This is a genomic window from Rhizobium sp. BK312 (assembly GCF_014193605.1).
GTDB lineage: Bacteria > Pseudomonadota > Alphaproteobacteria > Rhizobiales > Rhizobiaceae > Rhizobium.
Map to the genome: position 1 here is coordinate 196,713 of NZ_JACHZP010000007.1, position 14,762 is coordinate 211,474.

14 protein-coding genes are annotated in these 14,762 nt (G+C 58.4%); 4 read left to right on the forward strand and 10 right to left on the reverse strand.

Features of this window, described 5'->3' with window-relative positions; translation table 11 throughout:
* Window positions 1-112: 112 nt before the first annotated feature.
* A complete protein-coding gene (locus FHT85_RS20740) occupies window positions 113-544 on the forward strand; it encodes an Lrp/AsnC family transcriptional regulator (RefSeq protein ID WP_041678395.1) in 432 nt (143 codons plus the stop codon).
* Between the two features lie 10 nt (window positions 545-554).
* Here FHT85_RS20740 and FHT85_RS20745 read toward each other — a convergent pair whose 3' ends face one another.
* From FHT85_RS20745 to FHT85_RS20780, 8 genes are all read right to left on the reverse strand, one after another.
* The gene (locus FHT85_RS20745) at window positions 555-1,379 is read right to left on the reverse strand and encodes an ABC transporter ATP-binding protein (protein WP_112411303.1); all 825 of its coding nucleotides are present in this window, start codon (window positions 1,377-1,379) and stop codon (window positions 555-557) included.
* Window positions 1,376-2,365, reverse strand: a complete 990-nt coding sequence (locus FHT85_RS20750) for an ABC transporter ATP-binding protein (protein WP_112411302.1) — start codon at window positions 2,363-2,365, stop codon at window positions 1,376-1,378. The genes FHT85_RS20745 and FHT85_RS20750 overlap by 4 nt, the downstream gene beginning before the upstream one ends.
* A gap of 3 nt (window positions 2,366-2,368) precedes the next feature.
* Entirely contained in the window at window positions 2,369-3,226 is an 858-nt protein-coding gene (locus FHT85_RS20755; protein WP_015342901.1) for an ABC transporter permease, read from the reverse strand.
* 3 nt (window positions 3,227-3,229) lie between these two features.
* Window positions 3,230-4,234, reverse strand: a complete 1,005-nt coding sequence (locus tag FHT85_RS20760) for an ABC transporter permease (protein WP_112337257.1) — start codon at window positions 4,232-4,234, stop codon at window positions 3,230-3,232.
* A gap of 117 nt (window positions 4,235-4,351) precedes the next feature.
* Window positions 4,352-6,253 carry an ABC transporter substrate-binding protein gene (locus tag FHT85_RS20765; protein WP_112337258.1) on the reverse strand — a complete coding sequence of 634 codons (1,902 nt, stop codon included), beginning with the start codon at window positions 6,251-6,253 and terminating at the stop codon, window positions 4,352-4,354.
* A 193-nt stretch (window positions 6,254-6,446) separates the two neighbouring features.
* Window positions 6,447-7,955, reverse strand: coding sequence for an alpha-N-arabinofuranosidase (locus FHT85_RS20770; RefSeq protein WP_112337259.1), 1,509 nt, complete (start codon window positions 7,953-7,955; stop codon window positions 6,447-6,449).
* Window positions 7,956-8,173: 218 nt separating this feature from the next.
* Window positions 8,174-9,103 carry an ArsR/SmtB family transcription factor gene (locus FHT85_RS20775; protein WP_112337260.1) on the reverse strand — a complete coding sequence of 310 codons (930 nt, stop codon included), beginning with the start codon at window positions 9,101-9,103 and terminating at the stop codon, window positions 8,174-8,176.
* 178 nt (window positions 9,104-9,281) lie between these two features.
* The gene (locus FHT85_RS20780; RefSeq protein ID WP_112411301.1) at window positions 9,282-9,782 is read right to left on the reverse strand and encodes an invasion associated locus B family protein; all 501 of its coding nucleotides are present in this window, start codon (window positions 9,780-9,782) and stop codon (window positions 9,282-9,284) included.
* A gap of 362 nt (window positions 9,783-10,144) precedes the next feature.
* On the opposite strand from FHT85_RS20780, the gene FHT85_RS20785 reads away from it, so the two are divergent.
* A complete protein-coding gene (locus FHT85_RS20785; RefSeq protein ID WP_112411300.1) occupies window positions 10,145-11,167 on the forward strand; it encodes an LLM class flavin-dependent oxidoreductase in 1,023 nt (340 codons plus the stop codon).
* Between the two features lie 99 nt (window positions 11,168-11,266).
* Here the strand turns inward: FHT85_RS20785 and cml are convergent, their stop codons facing one another.
* Entirely contained in the window at window positions 11,267-12,463 is a 1,197-nt protein-coding gene (cml, locus tag FHT85_RS20790; RefSeq protein ID WP_112411299.1) for a CmlA/FloR family chloramphenicol efflux MFS transporter, read from the reverse strand.
* Between cml and FHT85_RS20795 the strand changes: the two genes are divergently transcribed.
* Window positions 12,453-12,620 (forward strand): hypothetical protein, encoded by a 168-nt coding sequence (locus tag FHT85_RS20795; RefSeq protein WP_162709682.1) that lies wholly within the window; start codon window positions 12,453-12,455, stop codon window positions 12,618-12,620. The two genes, cml and FHT85_RS20795, sit on opposite strands and share 11 nt — an antisense overlap.
* A gap of 124 nt (window positions 12,621-12,744) precedes the next feature.
* Here FHT85_RS20795 and FHT85_RS20800 read toward each other — a convergent pair whose 3' ends face one another.
* Window positions 12,745-13,620 carry a LysR family transcriptional regulator gene (locus FHT85_RS20800; protein ID WP_112411298.1) on the reverse strand — a complete coding sequence of 292 codons (876 nt, stop codon included), beginning with the start codon at window positions 13,618-13,620 and terminating at the stop codon, window positions 12,745-12,747.
* Between the two features lie 169 nt (window positions 13,621-13,789).
* On the opposite strand from FHT85_RS20800, the gene bla reads away from it, so the two are divergent.
* The gene (gene bla / locus FHT85_RS20805; protein ID WP_112411297.1) at window positions 13,790-14,683 is read left to right on the forward strand and encodes a class A beta-lactamase; all 894 of its coding nucleotides are present in this window, start codon (window positions 13,790-13,792) and stop codon (window positions 14,681-14,683) included.
* The last annotated feature ends 79 nt before the right edge of the window (window positions 14,684-14,762 follow it).

Here is a 14,762-nt window from a genome sequence, read left to right on the forward strand (position 1 = left end):
GATTTTTATAAGTGTAGGTAGGAGTTGAACGATTCATAGCGACGAAAAATGCATTTCGTTGTACAAATCTGTACAAACTGACGAATAGAATTTGCACAATGCAGGAGTCGCTATGCAGGTCACCGATAAGGACCGCGAACTGATCGCCTTGCTCGGCCAGAATGCCCGCATGCCTGTCGCGACGCTCGCCAAAAAACTGTCGCTGTCGCGCACCACCGTCCAGGCGAGGCTTGAACGGCTGGAGCGGGAGGGTGTGATTGCGGGTTATGGTGTGCGGCTGTCTGAGACCTATCTTTCTGGTCTTATTCGGGCACACGTGCTGATCACGATCGCGCCGAAAGCGTTGTCAGCCGTGACGGCATCGCTGAATGCTATCCCCGAGGTAACGACACTTCATTCCGTCAGCGGCACCTTCGATCTGATCGCCATCATCGCGGCACCCTCGATCTCCGAGCTAGATCAGCTGATCGATGGTATCGGCACCATCGACGGCGTCGAACGTACCCTGTCGTCCATCATCCTTTCGACGCGGATCTCGCGTTGAAATTGACCGATCATGTGATCGGTGCCGGCTCCGCTTCTGGCGTGGTGGAGAGGACAGCCTCCTTCAAAGCCCGCGAATAGGGATGCTGCGGATTGTCGAGGACGGCTCGCGCGCCGCCTTGCTCGACGATCTCACCTTTCTTCATGATGATGATCCGATCGCTGATATAATAGGCGGTCGCCAGATCATGGGTGATGTAGATGATCGACAGCCCGAGCTCTTTCTTCAGCTGACCGAAGAGATTGACGATCGCCATTCTCAGCGAAGCATCGACCATCGAAACCGGCTCGTCGGCTACCAGCAAACGGGGCTGCGGTATCAGCGCGCGGGCAATGGCGGTGCGCTGCAGCTGGCCGCCCGAAAGCTCATGCGGAAACCGTCCCTTTACCTCGGCAAGGGTCAAGCCGATATGGGCAAGCGCCTCGTCTGCAATACGCTCGACATCGGCTCGGCTTGGCCTTGGACCCATCGGCGCGAAATTCCTTGCCGTTTCAAAAAGATATCGATCAACCCTCTTGAGGGGGTTGAACGCTTCGAACGGATTCTGAAGGACCGGCTGCACCTCCCGCATGAAGGCGCGCCGCTCGGACCGTCCGTGAACAGCCACCGGTCTGCCGCGAAAATTCAGGCTGCCCGATGTTGGCGCCGTCTGGCCGAGGATCATCGCCGCAATGGTCGATTTGCCCGAGCCCGACTCACCGACGATAGAGAGGATTTCCGGCTCCTCTCCCAGGCTCAGACCGACATCGCGAACCGCCGTGATATGACGACGGCTGAGCATGCCACCTTGACGATAGATCTTGCTGACATGCGAGAGTGAAAGAAGATCGCTCATCGCGCTCCTCCCGTCACTGCGAAGCAGGCGACACGCCGGTCCGGCTCGATGGTCACCATAGGCGGCACTTCGCGGCTGCAGATGTCCATGCGCTTCGGACAGCGCGGATGAAAGCGGCATCCTTCCGGCGGCATGGCGAGATTGGGCGGCCTGCCCTCAAGTGAGGGGCGCGTGGAGACATCCCCGATCCGCGGCAGGCTTGCGACCAGATGCTGCGTATAGGGATGGAGCGGCATGTGAAAGAGTTTGCGCGTCGGCGCCTCCTCGACCAGTCGCCCGGCATAGACGATGCCGATGCGATCAGAAACGGCGGCGTGCACGCCCATGTCGTGGGTCACGAACAGGAAGGACGACCCCATCTCGCGCTGTATCTCGCGGATCATTTGCAGCACGTCGCGCTGGACGATGACATCGAGCGCCGTCGTCGGCTCATCGGCGATGATGAATTCGGGCGTCAGGATGGTGGCGAGCGCGATCGTCATGCGCTGCCGCATGCCGCCAGACAATTCATGCGGATAGGCATCGAGAAGATTCGCATCGAGCTTCAGCCGCTGGAGATGAGCGCCAACCCGATCGAAAAAGGTGGCGCGATCGGCCTTCATGTGGCGGAAGGCAAAATCGGTGAAGGAGTGCCGGATACGGCGGACGGGATTGAGCACATTCATCGATCCCTGCATGATATAGGAAAGATGCCGCCAGCGAAGCGATGACCGCTGCTCCGCCGTCATGGCGTAAATATCCTGAGTTCCATTGTTGAAATGGAATTTGACGGCACCGGAGACAACGCGAAGCGGCGGCCGGATCGCGCCAGCGATCGTCTTGATAAGCGTCGTCTTGCCGCTGCTCGATTCACCGGCAACGCCATAGATCTCGCCACGGCCGATCGACAGGCTGATATCGTCAACCGCCCGCACCTCGCGATCGACGCCATAAAGGAAGGCCCGGTAATAAGCCTTGAGGTTGTTGACCTCGACGACAGCCTCCATGCCTCAGCCTCCCATCCGGTTCAAACGACTGCGGGGGTCGTTATATTCATTCATCGACATCGACAGCAGAAAGAGCGCCATGAACAGCACCACGATGGCAGCGACCGGCGCTGCAACCCACCACCATGTTCCGGCGATCAGCGCCGAATGCGCATTGGCCCAATAGATCATCATGCCCATGGTCGGCGTTTCGATATCGGTGAAACCGAGCACCGCGAGCGTGATCTCCATGCCGATCGACCAGATCATGTTGTTCATCGTCGTGGCGAAGACGATCGGCAGCACATAGGGCAGATGTTCCTCGACGAGGATCTTGCGCATGCTCATGCCGGAATACACGCTCTGCGTGGTGAAAGGCCGCGTCTTCAGGCTGATCGCCACCGAGCGGATCAGGCGCGCGTCGTAGGACCAGCCGAGCGAGGCCATAACGATGATGAGCACCGTCCAGGTCATTTCATCCTTGAGCACGAAGTAGAACAGGATCAGCAACGGAAACTGCGGAATGACCATGATACTGTCATTAATCGCCATCAGTACGCGATCGACAGCACCGCCGGCATAGCCAGCCACCAACCCCACGACAAGCGAGATGATGCGCGAGAGGATGGCAACGCCGATGCCGAAATAGAGCGTGTTGCGGAGCGCTGTCGTGAGCTGCCAGAAAACATCCTGGCCGCGCGATGTCGTACCCAGCCAGTATTGCCCATCTGGCGGCATGTCGGGCGGCAGCAGATAAAGATCGGCTGGGCCATAGGGCGAGAAATAAGACAGGATCACCAGCCCGACGATGATGGCGAGCAACAGAAGACCGAAAAGGAATTCCATATTCTGGCGAGCAAGGTCGCGAACGATCGTCAGCATGGCCTACTCCACCTTTATGCGCGGGTCGATCAGCGGACCCAATATGTCGATGATGAATACGGCCGCCGCGACACCGACGATCGATAGCGCGCTGAGCCCCAGGACGAGGCTGTAGTCGCCGGCATGCACAGCCGAAATCAGGAGATTGCCGATACCGGGATAGCCGAAGACGATTTCAGTGATGACCGTGCCGTTGAAGACCGCGCCGAGCGACATGGCAAGGCCGGTAAACTGCGGCACCATGGCATTGCGGGCGATGTAGGAGCGCAGGATCTTGCGCTTCGGCACGCCGCCAAGCTCGGCGAAAACGACATAATCCTCGGTGATGATATTGGAGACCAGCGCCCGCATGCCGATGAGCCAGCCGCCCGTCCCGACAAGGATCAGCGACAGCGCCGGCAGGATGGAGTGGCGGAGAATATCGAGCACCAGCGTAACCGAGAGATTGAGGTTAGTGTTCATCTCATAGCCGCCATTGATCGGCAGGATCGGCCAGACATAGCCGAAGAGAATGATCAGCACGAAGGCGAGAATGTAATAGGGGATCGGCTGCATGGCGATGAAAACGAGGCTGACGGCCTTCAGCACCGCGCTCTTGCGATAATAGCCGGCGAGCGCGCCGATCATGTTGCCGAGGATGAAGGTCAGGATGACGGAAACAGTCATCAGACCGATCGTCCAGGGCAGCGCCCTCGCGATGATGGCGGAAACAGGCGTGGGAAAGGCCGAAAGCGACGGCCCGAGATCGCCGGTCGCAAGGCGCCCCCAGAAATGCAGGTATTGCTGCCAGATGGTGCCCTCGAGACCATAAAGCTCACGCAACGACTGACGCATCAGCTCGACGGCGCGGGGATCGGATTGGCCCATCTGCTGGATGGTCCCGATGCTTTCCTCGACAGGATCGATCGGCGTCATGTGAGTGATGAAGAATGTTGCGGAAATGCCGAGGAAGACAACGAGCAGGAATTGGCCAAATCGTCTCAATACGAAAACTGGATAGGACGTCATGCCGCCGTCTTCCTCGCTGCTTGCGCTTCATCATCAATTCAAAAGATTCGCCGGACCTGCCTAGTGTCCGGCGAAAGGTGCCTGATGCGGCAGTTGCCGCATCAGGGTCGGGAGAAATCAGGGCTGTGCCGGCTTCAGCTTGACCATCATCAATCGGGAGTTCGCCCAATTGGGAACGGGGTCCGTATAGGGGTCGGCAATGGTCGGATAGCCTTTCCAGTAGGTCGTATCCATCGAGGTGAAGACGTTATAGGACATCAGCGGAATGGTCGGCATCTGCTGCGCGACCAGCTTCAGATAGTCCTTGCCAAGTTCGATGCCCTTCGGATCATCGGCGCTGACGCGGCGAATATTTTCAATGATCTTGTCGAGATCCGGATTGGACCAACGCTGCCAGTTGCGCGGTGCCTGGTTCTCACCCTTCTTGGCGACGAACTCCGAATGCCAGCTGTCGAGGAAGAAGGACAGATCGGGATCGCCACCCCAGGTCTCGACGCTCCATGCAATCGCAACCTGATAGTTGCCGGGCTGTAATCCCGCCTGCCAGACGCTGGTGGAAGGAGCAGCTTTGGAATCGATCCCGAAGGCTGCCCATTGCTGGGCGATCAGAGTGCCCGCACGGGTAAAGACGGAGCGAGTATCGCCTTCGACCGTCAAACGGATCTTGAACGGCTGCCCGTCAGGCGTCATCCATTTGCCGCCCACCTTCTTGAAGCCGGCCTTTTCCAATAGCTCAGCGGCGGCCTGCGGATCGGGCTTCCACCAGCCGTAACCGAAGGCAGCACTGATGGCGGCCGGATCGGTCGGGATCTGATCCTTGTATTTCGGCTGCTTGCGCAGGATATCGGCGATTTGCTGGCCGATCGTAGGATCGTAGGGCTTTATCTTGCGCTTGCCGGTGTCAACTTCGAAATTCTTCAGCCAATCCTGCATCGGCGCCTGATAATCCGTCATGGCGATTGCCGTCGGCGGAACGCCGAGCGCGGAAAGCGTGGCCGCGCCACGATAGCTCGCCATATCGACAGCCTTGATATCGATGAGCAGTGCCAAGGCCCAGCGCACATCGGCATTCTGGAACAGCGGATCCTGATTGTTGAAGATCACAGCCGGTAGCGTCGGATCCGGATGGGCAAAGGGGAAGCCGGGGAACCAGCTATCGACGGTCTTCGACTTTTCCTTCAGCGTGAACATGCCTTCCGGCGTGTTGTCGTGAATGATATCGAGATTGTGCTCGAGCTGCGCGATGGTACGCTTATCCGGCGGACCGGGATCGACATAGGTGACATATTTCGGGGCCGGTTCGCCGAAACGGCCAAGCGAGGTGCGCTGCCAGTCGTCGCGCTTCTCCCAGGTGTACCATTTGCCCTGCGGATCGAAAGCCTTCAGCTTGTAGGCGCCAAGCGAAACGGGATTGGCATTGTCATAGCGTACGGGATCAGCGACCTTTTCGAAGACATGCTTGGGCATGATCCAGGCGCCGTTCCAGCGAACGGTGAAGATAGCGTGGAAACGGGAATTCGGCTTCTTAAGCTTGAAGACGACCGTATAAGGATCCGGCGCTTCGACACTCGCAACCTGGACCGAAAAAGCCGCGCTCCAGTTCATGCCCGGATGGTCCATCTGCGTCTTGACGGTGTAGACCACATCGTCGGCGGTGAATTCGACGCCGTCACTCCAATAAAGGCCCTTGCGCAGTTTCACCGTCATCTGGGTGAAATCGTCATTATATTGCGGCTTGTCGGAGGCAAGCGAGTTGTCCCAGGCCGAGCCGCCCAGACCTTTCTCTGGATCGATGTACCAGAGCGTGTCCATGGTCAGCTGCTGGAGGCCGGTCGAAACGCCGCCGCCGCCATTGACCCAGATGTTGAACCAGCCCGGATTCTTGATCGTTCCCTCAGGATTTTCGACAATCAAGGTCTCCTTGCGGGGCAAAGAGGTATAGTCTTGAGCCTTGGCCGCCGCGATGAGGCCGAACGTGGCCAGCGCGACGCCGAAGGCAAGCTTCTTCCACTGCTTCATGATCTCCTCCCATTTTTATCGACTGCGCGGTACACTCAAGCGATGATGAGCAAGCCGCGATTTTCACCCCTTTTTCCCGGCCGGCCGCTCAAAACAGCGCGCGGCGGTCCGGGCCTGCAATGGGTCGTCAGCCGCCTCCTCGCGACTGTTCGACCGCTTTTAGTGCCGGGCGTATCGCCCCGGCGACACGGCGTCAGACCGCCAGCCGGATCACCGTGTAGGATAGCGGCTTCAGCGTGGCACGAAGCCGGCCATCCTCGATCTTGGCATCGCCCGTATTGGTTGGCACGACCGCGTTCGGATGCGCTGCAGTGTTGGTTGCCTGCAAATCGTTGTTGACGATTTCATGCTGTTCGACGACACGGGCTCCGGCAAAGCCTTCGAGACGTGTATCTAGATCGAGCGCGCTGTCAGGATGGCGGTTGACGGCAAAGAGCGTAACCATCTTTCCCATTTCGTCGTGAACGGCCGACACATCGAGATAAGGCACATCATCGGCCTCGTCGCTGTCATAGGTCGGACCATCCGTGACGAGGCGCAGCGCATAGCCGCGACCGTATTTCGAGGCGAAATAGAGCGGATAGTAAATGGTCTGGCGCCATGCCGGCCCGCCGTCCTCCGTCATGATCGGAGCAATCACGTTGACGAGCTGGGCTATGCAGGCAATGCGCACGCGGTCGGAGCGGCGAATGAAGGTGTTGAGAATGCCGCCGACCTGCAGCACGTCCTCGAAATTATAGACATCCTCAAGCAGATGCGGCGCATCCGGCCATTCGTCACGGGCGAGAATCTCCTTGTCCTGCTGGTTTGAGTGATACCAGACGTTCCACTCGTCGAAGGAAATGCCGATAGTCTTCTTCGAACGCTTCTTCGCCTTGATATAGTCGATGACGCCGCCGATAGTGACGATGTAGCGGTCGAGCTTCTCGGCCTTGGCGAGATAGTTCAGCGTGTTTTTCTCGCGGTTGGCGAAATACATATGTAGCGAGATATGGTCAGCGCTGTCGTAGCACTGATCCAGGACCTCAGCTTCCCAATCAGGATAGGTCTTCATGTCGGAATTGGACGAGCCGCAGACGACGAGTTCGAGCGATTTATCAAAGCCGCGCATGGCCTTGGCAGTCTCATCGGCCAGGCGTCCATATTCATAGGCGGACTTGTGACCGACCTGCCAGGGGCCGTCCATCTCATTGCCCAGGCACCAAAGTTTCACGCCGTGCGGATCGGCCCAGCCGTGCTTGCGCCGCAGATCCGACCAATAGGTACCGCCCGGATGATTGCAATATTCGAGAAAGTTTCTCGCTGCATCCAGCCCGCGCGAGCCGAGGTTGACGGCAAGCATCGGTTTGGTATTGGCCTTCTTGCACCAATCGACGAATTCATTGACGCCGATCTGGTTGCTCTCCCGCGTCCGCCAGGCAAGATCGAGACGCACAGGGCGCTCGGACCGCGGCCCGACGCCATCTTCCCAATTATAGGCTGAAACGAAATTGCCACCGGGATAGCGGCAGTAGGGCGAGTTGAGCTCGCGCACAAGCTCAATCACATCCTTGCGAAATCCATTCTCATCGGCGGTTGGATGGCCCGGCTCGTAGATGCCGCCATAAATCGCCCGCCCCAGATGCTCCAGAAAAGAGCTGTAAAGCCGATCATCGATGTCGGCAATTCGGAAATCACGGTGGACGATCACATGCGCCTTCACGGCCTTCCTCCCATATATATCAGATATTTCGTTCTTATACCTTGATCTTGATACACTTTTGGAAGGTCGTCAACGCATTCAAGACGGAAAATATCGCGAAAGCTATGGTAGCGACACTCACGAGATAACGAAATAACTTTTAAATTCAGCAGCTTATGAAAAATATGACTTGTCGGCACTTGGCTCCGACACGATACTATGTATCATAAATTACGATACTATTGAGCCAAATCGATGCGCATAAGGATATCGCGGCCATAGTTGCCGAAACCGCGGCCGAAAATATTGATGCCACCGGTGTTGCGCGCATCGTCGGCAATCCCGATCCGCAGGCGGATCGACGAATGCTGACTGATGGCAAGATCATCGATCGTCACATCGGAAGAGGCAACTCCGTCGATGAAGGTACCCTTCTTGGAGATTCGCCAGGTCTTGAGCTTGCCGTATTGAGAGCCTTCGAGCTTCCACCAGCTTGGCGTAAAAGCCCCGCGCTTATCGCCATAATCGCCCGGAGACGTCCATGTGCCAACGGCGACGCCGTTGACCCACACAGTGATGTCGGACGGCCAGTCCGGATTGGTGCCAGGCACTTCGGACGAGAGCTCCATCGAGAATTCGATGGCATTGACGTTCCTGTTCAAGATCTTGGCATTGTTCGGGAATTTATATTCGACATGGCCACGGCCGAACCAGAGAAGACCTGCCTGCATGCGCTGCGGATCAAGGAAATAGTCGGGAACATCAAGCAGGCCAATGACGCCCTCGGTCGAGCACAGGCCGCATGGCGCGTGCGTCTCGCAGCTCGTATAAAGGCCGATGGGCATGGCGACTTCGATCACGTCCTCATCATGCTTGAAGGCCTGATCCTCAAAGCTCAGCAGGATCTCGTCGTAAAGCGCGGTACAGATCTTCTGGTAACCCTTGCGCGCCTTTGCAGCCTTGGTCTCGACAAGACCGGCCTCCTCAAGGATCATGATACCAGTCGCGACAGTCGATTGCGGCAGATCAAGCTCCCGGGCGATCTCGTTGACATTCAGCGAGCCCCTTGCGCAGAGCAGCTTCAACATATCGACACGTGCCGGCGCCGATAGCGCCCGGAAAACCGCAGCGTTCTCACCCGCATAAATTGTCAGAAAGCCGCGCTGCATAAAATTCTGAATTCCCCATCAATAGATTTCATTTATATCAGGATTTTTGATTTCACAAGAGATATTACTCGAGATGGCCCGGCCTGGCGCCTTCTGCGCGCAATGAGAAGACGCCAGCCAGCTCGCGGCTATACAACTTGACGGGACAGAATCCCAGATCGCCGCTCAGCCTCCAGTTTTACCGGCATGTCTCTATCCGCTTCAAGGCAGCGGTAATACCTGACAGCGAGTAGGAATAACTCGTCTCGGTGCCTCGCTTCGAGGTTGCCTGTAGTTGCAACTGCGCACCGCCTTTCATGGCGTTGACCATGGTCGGCTCCTGCGCCTCATTCCTTACCCAGCCGTGCCGGTCTTTCGTAAACATCGGGAATGTCTTGTCGCCGACGGTCGCCGTCATCTGAGCACCGTCTTTCAGGTCATAGCCCATCGCGGCCTCCGGAACCAATTTATCGCCGGGAGACAGACGCGAGACGATGAAGAAATTGTCGCCATGGTCGACACTGGCGGGCTGCTGCGCAACCGGCCTCGATAGAACATAGCAATTCACATTGTCGCCGGACTTATAAGAATATGCGCCCCAATGATCGAATTGATCGATACGGACGGGCACTTCCGCATACGCGATACCGGCGCTGAATGCGACGAAGACCAGAGCGGGGGCGAAATTTCTTGCAAACATGGTTTCCTGCCATTTCTTGTTTCAAGGACATTGAAAGCGAGAGATGCACTCACACGCGCGGCAGTTTCGGTGCGGTGCGTTATCTGATTGTTAATGTCTTCGTTAAAATTTGTTCATGTTGGAAAACAGGCCCGAAACCATATCTGCGAAGAACACAACCTCGTCGGCATTGACGATCAGTTCACAGATTGCGCTGTTCCATCCGCTGCATCCATGCACATATAGCCGCCTGAACCTACGGCCTTTGCAAGTCATACCATGAAGACGCAAGCGAGCGGCAGCTTTGACGTGCCGGTTTCTGCATAGACATGCGTGATGCAAAATCGGGCCGTGCTAACCGGATATAGTAGTAGGACTGTACCATGAAGAAGATCGGTTTCCTTTCATTCGGCCACTGGACGCCCTCGCCCCAGTCGCAAACCCGTTCAGCTGCCGATACGTTGCTGCAATCGATCGACCTTGCCGTGGCGGCCGAACAGCTGGGTGCGGACGGCGCCTATTTCCGAGTGCATCATTTCGCACGTCAGCTTGCCTCACCCTTCCCACTGCTGGCAGCTGTCGGCGCCAAGACCAGCCGCATCGAAACCGGCACTGCCGTCATCGACATGCGCTATGAAAATCCTTTCTACATGGCCGAGGATGCCGGCGCTGCCGATCTTATCGCCGGCGGCCGGCTGCAGCTCGGCATTAGCCGCGGCTCGCCCGAACAGGTGATCGACGGATGGCGCCACTTCGGCTATGCCCCAATGGAGGGCGAAAGCGATGCCGATATGGGCCGCAGGCATACGGAAGTGCTGCTCGATCTGCTGCGCGGCGAAGGCTTCGCACAGCCCAACCCTCGGCCAATGTTCCCCAACCCGCCAGGCCTGTTGCGCTTGGAACCCTATTCCGAGGGCCTGCGCGAGCGGATTTGGTGGGGTGCCGGCTCCAATGCCACGGCCGTATGGGCCGCGAAGCTCGGCATGAACCTGCAGAGCTCGACGCTGAAGGATGATGAAAGCGGCCTGCCCTTCCACGTCCAGCAGGCAGACCAGATCAGACTCTATCGCGAAGCCTGGAAAGAGGCCGGACACAAGCGCGAGCCGCGGGTTTCTGTTAGCCGCAGCATCTTCGCGCTGGTGAACGATCTCGACCGCGCCTATTTCGGCCAGAGCGGCAAGGATGCCGACAAGATCGGCTTCATCGATGAAAAGACACGCGCCATTTTCGGCCGCAGCTATGCCGCAGAACCGGATGTGCTGATCGAGGAGTTGGCAAAGGACGAAGCCATCGCCGCGGCCGACACCCTGCTGCTGACGGTGCCGAATCAGCTTGGGGTCGACTACAACGCCCATGTCATCGAGAGCATCCTGACGCATGTCGCACCGGCATTGGGGTGGCGCTAGGAGGGTTCTGAAACTGGACGAGACAAAACTGACCGCCCGCGAAGCTCACCTTCGCGGGCGGTCGTTTCAGATTTTTCCCTGTGAGGAGCATATGGCAGATCAAGTCAAGGCGTTGTGACGCCGCAAGCTATGAAGTGCCGACAATACCAGCAGCGCCATGACGGTGGAGAACGCCACAAGCGGCCATGCGGTATCGCCATCCAGCACAGTGACCGCCAGTGTCCCGGCCAAACTCACAATCAGGCTTTGAATACAGAAATAAAACGCCACTGCCGATCCGGCGATATCGCCGAATTCCGCCAGCGCCCCGTTCGCCGTCACCGATCCTGCAAGGATGATGCCAACAGCCATGACCCACATTGGCAGCACGAAGCTTGAAAAGGACGGGGAGCTATAGAGCTGGCCGAAAGCAAGAGCTGCCGCACCGAAGAGGAGCAACCCCATACCCCGTCCAACGCAGCCTGCGACGCCCCACATTTCGACAAACCATCCGGCCAAGCGCGATGTCGCGATCATTACGACGGCGACGGTCGCAAAGGCAATGCTGAAGCCGAGCTCCGAGTAGCCGGCCCTGCCGATCAGCACGCGCGGTGCGGTTGAGAAGAACACGAAGAATGTGCCCATGCCCGCGCTGAAGGCGAGAGTATAGGTCCAGAACGACCGGCTTTTGAAGATCGGCCATATGGAACGGCGCGGGCCGATAGAGCCTTGAGGCCTCGTTTCATGCCACTTCGCCACGGCTTGAAAAGTCGCAGCCAGCGCCAAAAGCGCAAGCAATATGAAAATAGCACGCCAGCCGAACCGATCGGCAATCATGGCGCCGGCTATGGGGCCGAGCGCGGGCACGAAGGAGAGTATCGATCCGAACGTGGTATAGATAATGGCCTGCTCCGGGCGATTGCCGTAGACATCCCGCACGGTCGCGAAGGTCGCGACCAAGGCTGCCGACGCGCCTATGGCCTGCAGCAGGCGGCATAGCACGAAGACAGGCGCACTCCATGACAGGGCCGCTCCGAGAGAGGCGACGGCAAACAGAAGCGCGCCGGAAAGCAGGACTGGGCGGCGACCGAGACTATCCGAAAGCGGGCCGAACACCACCTGCCCGAGACCGAGCATAATCATATAGAGGCTAAGCGTCAGCTGGATCACCGTAGGCGTCGTGTTAAAGATGCCAGGCATCGACGGCACGACGGGAAGGTAGATATCCATGGCCAGTGAGGCGAGGATGTCAAAAGGCGCCATCAGCAGCAGTGCCGCCGGCAGCGAGTAAGCCCAGGACGGGCGTATGTCAGACATGAGAAAATTCCGCTCGAAAGAGAGATCGGGCGGCGTCTGCCATTGGCTCAATTGCAATGAATTCGACAGCACGCCGCAACAACAAAAAGCTGTTGCGGCTTATCTATCTGCTGACTTGGAATTCCCCATGCCGATGGCCTCGTGGCGAGATGCGTGATGACAATAGCGCTTAGCAGATGACATCGAATATGACAATGGCGCGGGGGCGCACGTGCCAATCGGCAGTTCATTCCAAACGGCTCCAGCTCTAGGTTCGGGCCGTTTTCGCCGGCGCTAACCTCTCACGGCATCTCCTCGATTTCAGCCAACAACCATTGGCGAAACACCTTCATGGACGCCGTCTCCGCTCGCGATTTCAAGCGCGTCAGCCAGTAGCTGCCGGTCATCGCGGTAATCCGGAACGGCTGCATGATCCTGCCGGCTTCGATGTCATGGGAAAACATGGCGACCGGCACCAACCCGACACCGACGCCGCGTGCTGCAGCCTCCACCAGCGTCAGCGACGAATCGAACATCCAGCCACGAAGATGCGGTGGCGGCAGGCCCGCCGCCCTGAACCAGAGCGACCATTCGTCGATCCGATAGGATCGCAACAGCTCCACCTCGGCAAGATCGGCCGGCTTGCGCAAGCGTTCGCCGATCGCCGGTGTGCAGACTGGAGACAGCGGCGCATCCAGGAGATGGATCGCCTCGGTTCCATGCCAGGCGCCGTCACCGAAGCGCAGGAAGAAATCCAGTCCGTCGAGCACCATGTCGGCGCGGTTGTTGTTGGTCTTCAGGCGCAGATCGACATGGGGATGCTGCGCCTTGAAACTGCCGAGGCGCGGCAGGAGCCAGCCGATCGCGAAAGTCCCGACGACGCCGATCGTCAGGATCTCGGCGAAATTCCCCTCCTCCAACTGGCTGAGCGTGGCGCTCATGCGGCGGAAGGCGTCCGTCAGCACCGGAAGCAACGCATGCCCCTCGTCGGTCAACGCGAGGCCCCGTGGCAGGCGCTTGAAGAGGGTCACGCCCAGCACGTCTTCCAACGCCTTGACCTGATGGCTGATCGCCGTCTGCGTGACCCGAAGCTCCAGGCCAGCCCGAGTGAAGCTGCCATGCCGCGCCGAGGCCTCGAAAACCCGCAGCGCGTTCAGCGGCAGTTGGGAAATGTCCATTTGTGTCCTAAGGCCAAGTTTTTCTCATGTCTAAGCCCAGAATTGATCGTTTGTCTAGGGCAGAAACCAGAGCCATAGTCTGCCTCGCACGGTGATTTGCCACACTCCAATGACGTCCACGGGCTGATAGGCGCACCGTTGCCCAACGCAAAATCGAAGTGGAAACAAGATGACGATCTTATTGTCGCGCCGGCAAAGCCTTGCCGGCAGCTTGCTTGCGCTGCCTGTTCTGGCAGGGCTGAGCTCGGTTGGACGTACTGCAGACGATAATACAGGCGAGGCGCAGCTTGCCGCGCTCGAAAGCAAGCATCCAGGCCGCATCTGTGTCAGCATTCTGGACATGGCGAGCGGCAGGCGCATCGAGCACCGCGCCGGCGAGCGCATCCTGATGTGCAGCACCTTCAAGGCGCTGGCCGCAGCTCTCGTGCTTGCTCGCGTCGACAAGGGAGAAGAGAAGCTCGACCGACGCATTCATTACAAGAAGAGCGATCTCATCGACTATTCTCCGGCGACCGAACCCAACGCCGGAGAAAATGGCATGACCGTTGGCGAACTTTGCGCAGCGGCAGTGACGCTCAGCGATAATACCGCGGCCAATCTGCTGCTCGCGAGCTTTGGCGACCCAGGGGCAATTACGACTTTCTGCCGCAGCATAGGCGACGAGATCACCCGCCTCGACCGCACCGAGCCCACGCTGAACTACCATGACACCCCGAACGATGAGCGCGACACGACGACAGCTTCGGCGATGCTGGAAAACCTGCAGCGGCTTCTGTTCACCAATGTGCTGACGCCCGCCTCGCGATCGCAGCTCGCGGCCTGGCTGATCACCAACAAGACGGGTGACGCCCGTCTGCGCGCCGGCCTTCCGAAGGATTGGCTGGTGGGTGACAAGACCGGAACAAATGGCGACAAACATGGCAATGCCAACGACATCGCGGTGCTATGGCCAACGAAGCGCGCGCCCATCATCGTGACGGCCTATTGCGAGATCCCCGCCATCGCAGCTGACGAACGCAATGCCATCATTGGCGAAATCGGCCGCATTGCCGCGGCGATCTGAGATCATACGCGCCGGATAACAACCGCCGCCAATCATTACCTCTTTTTCGACCGTACGATCCTGCACAGTCGATCATCAC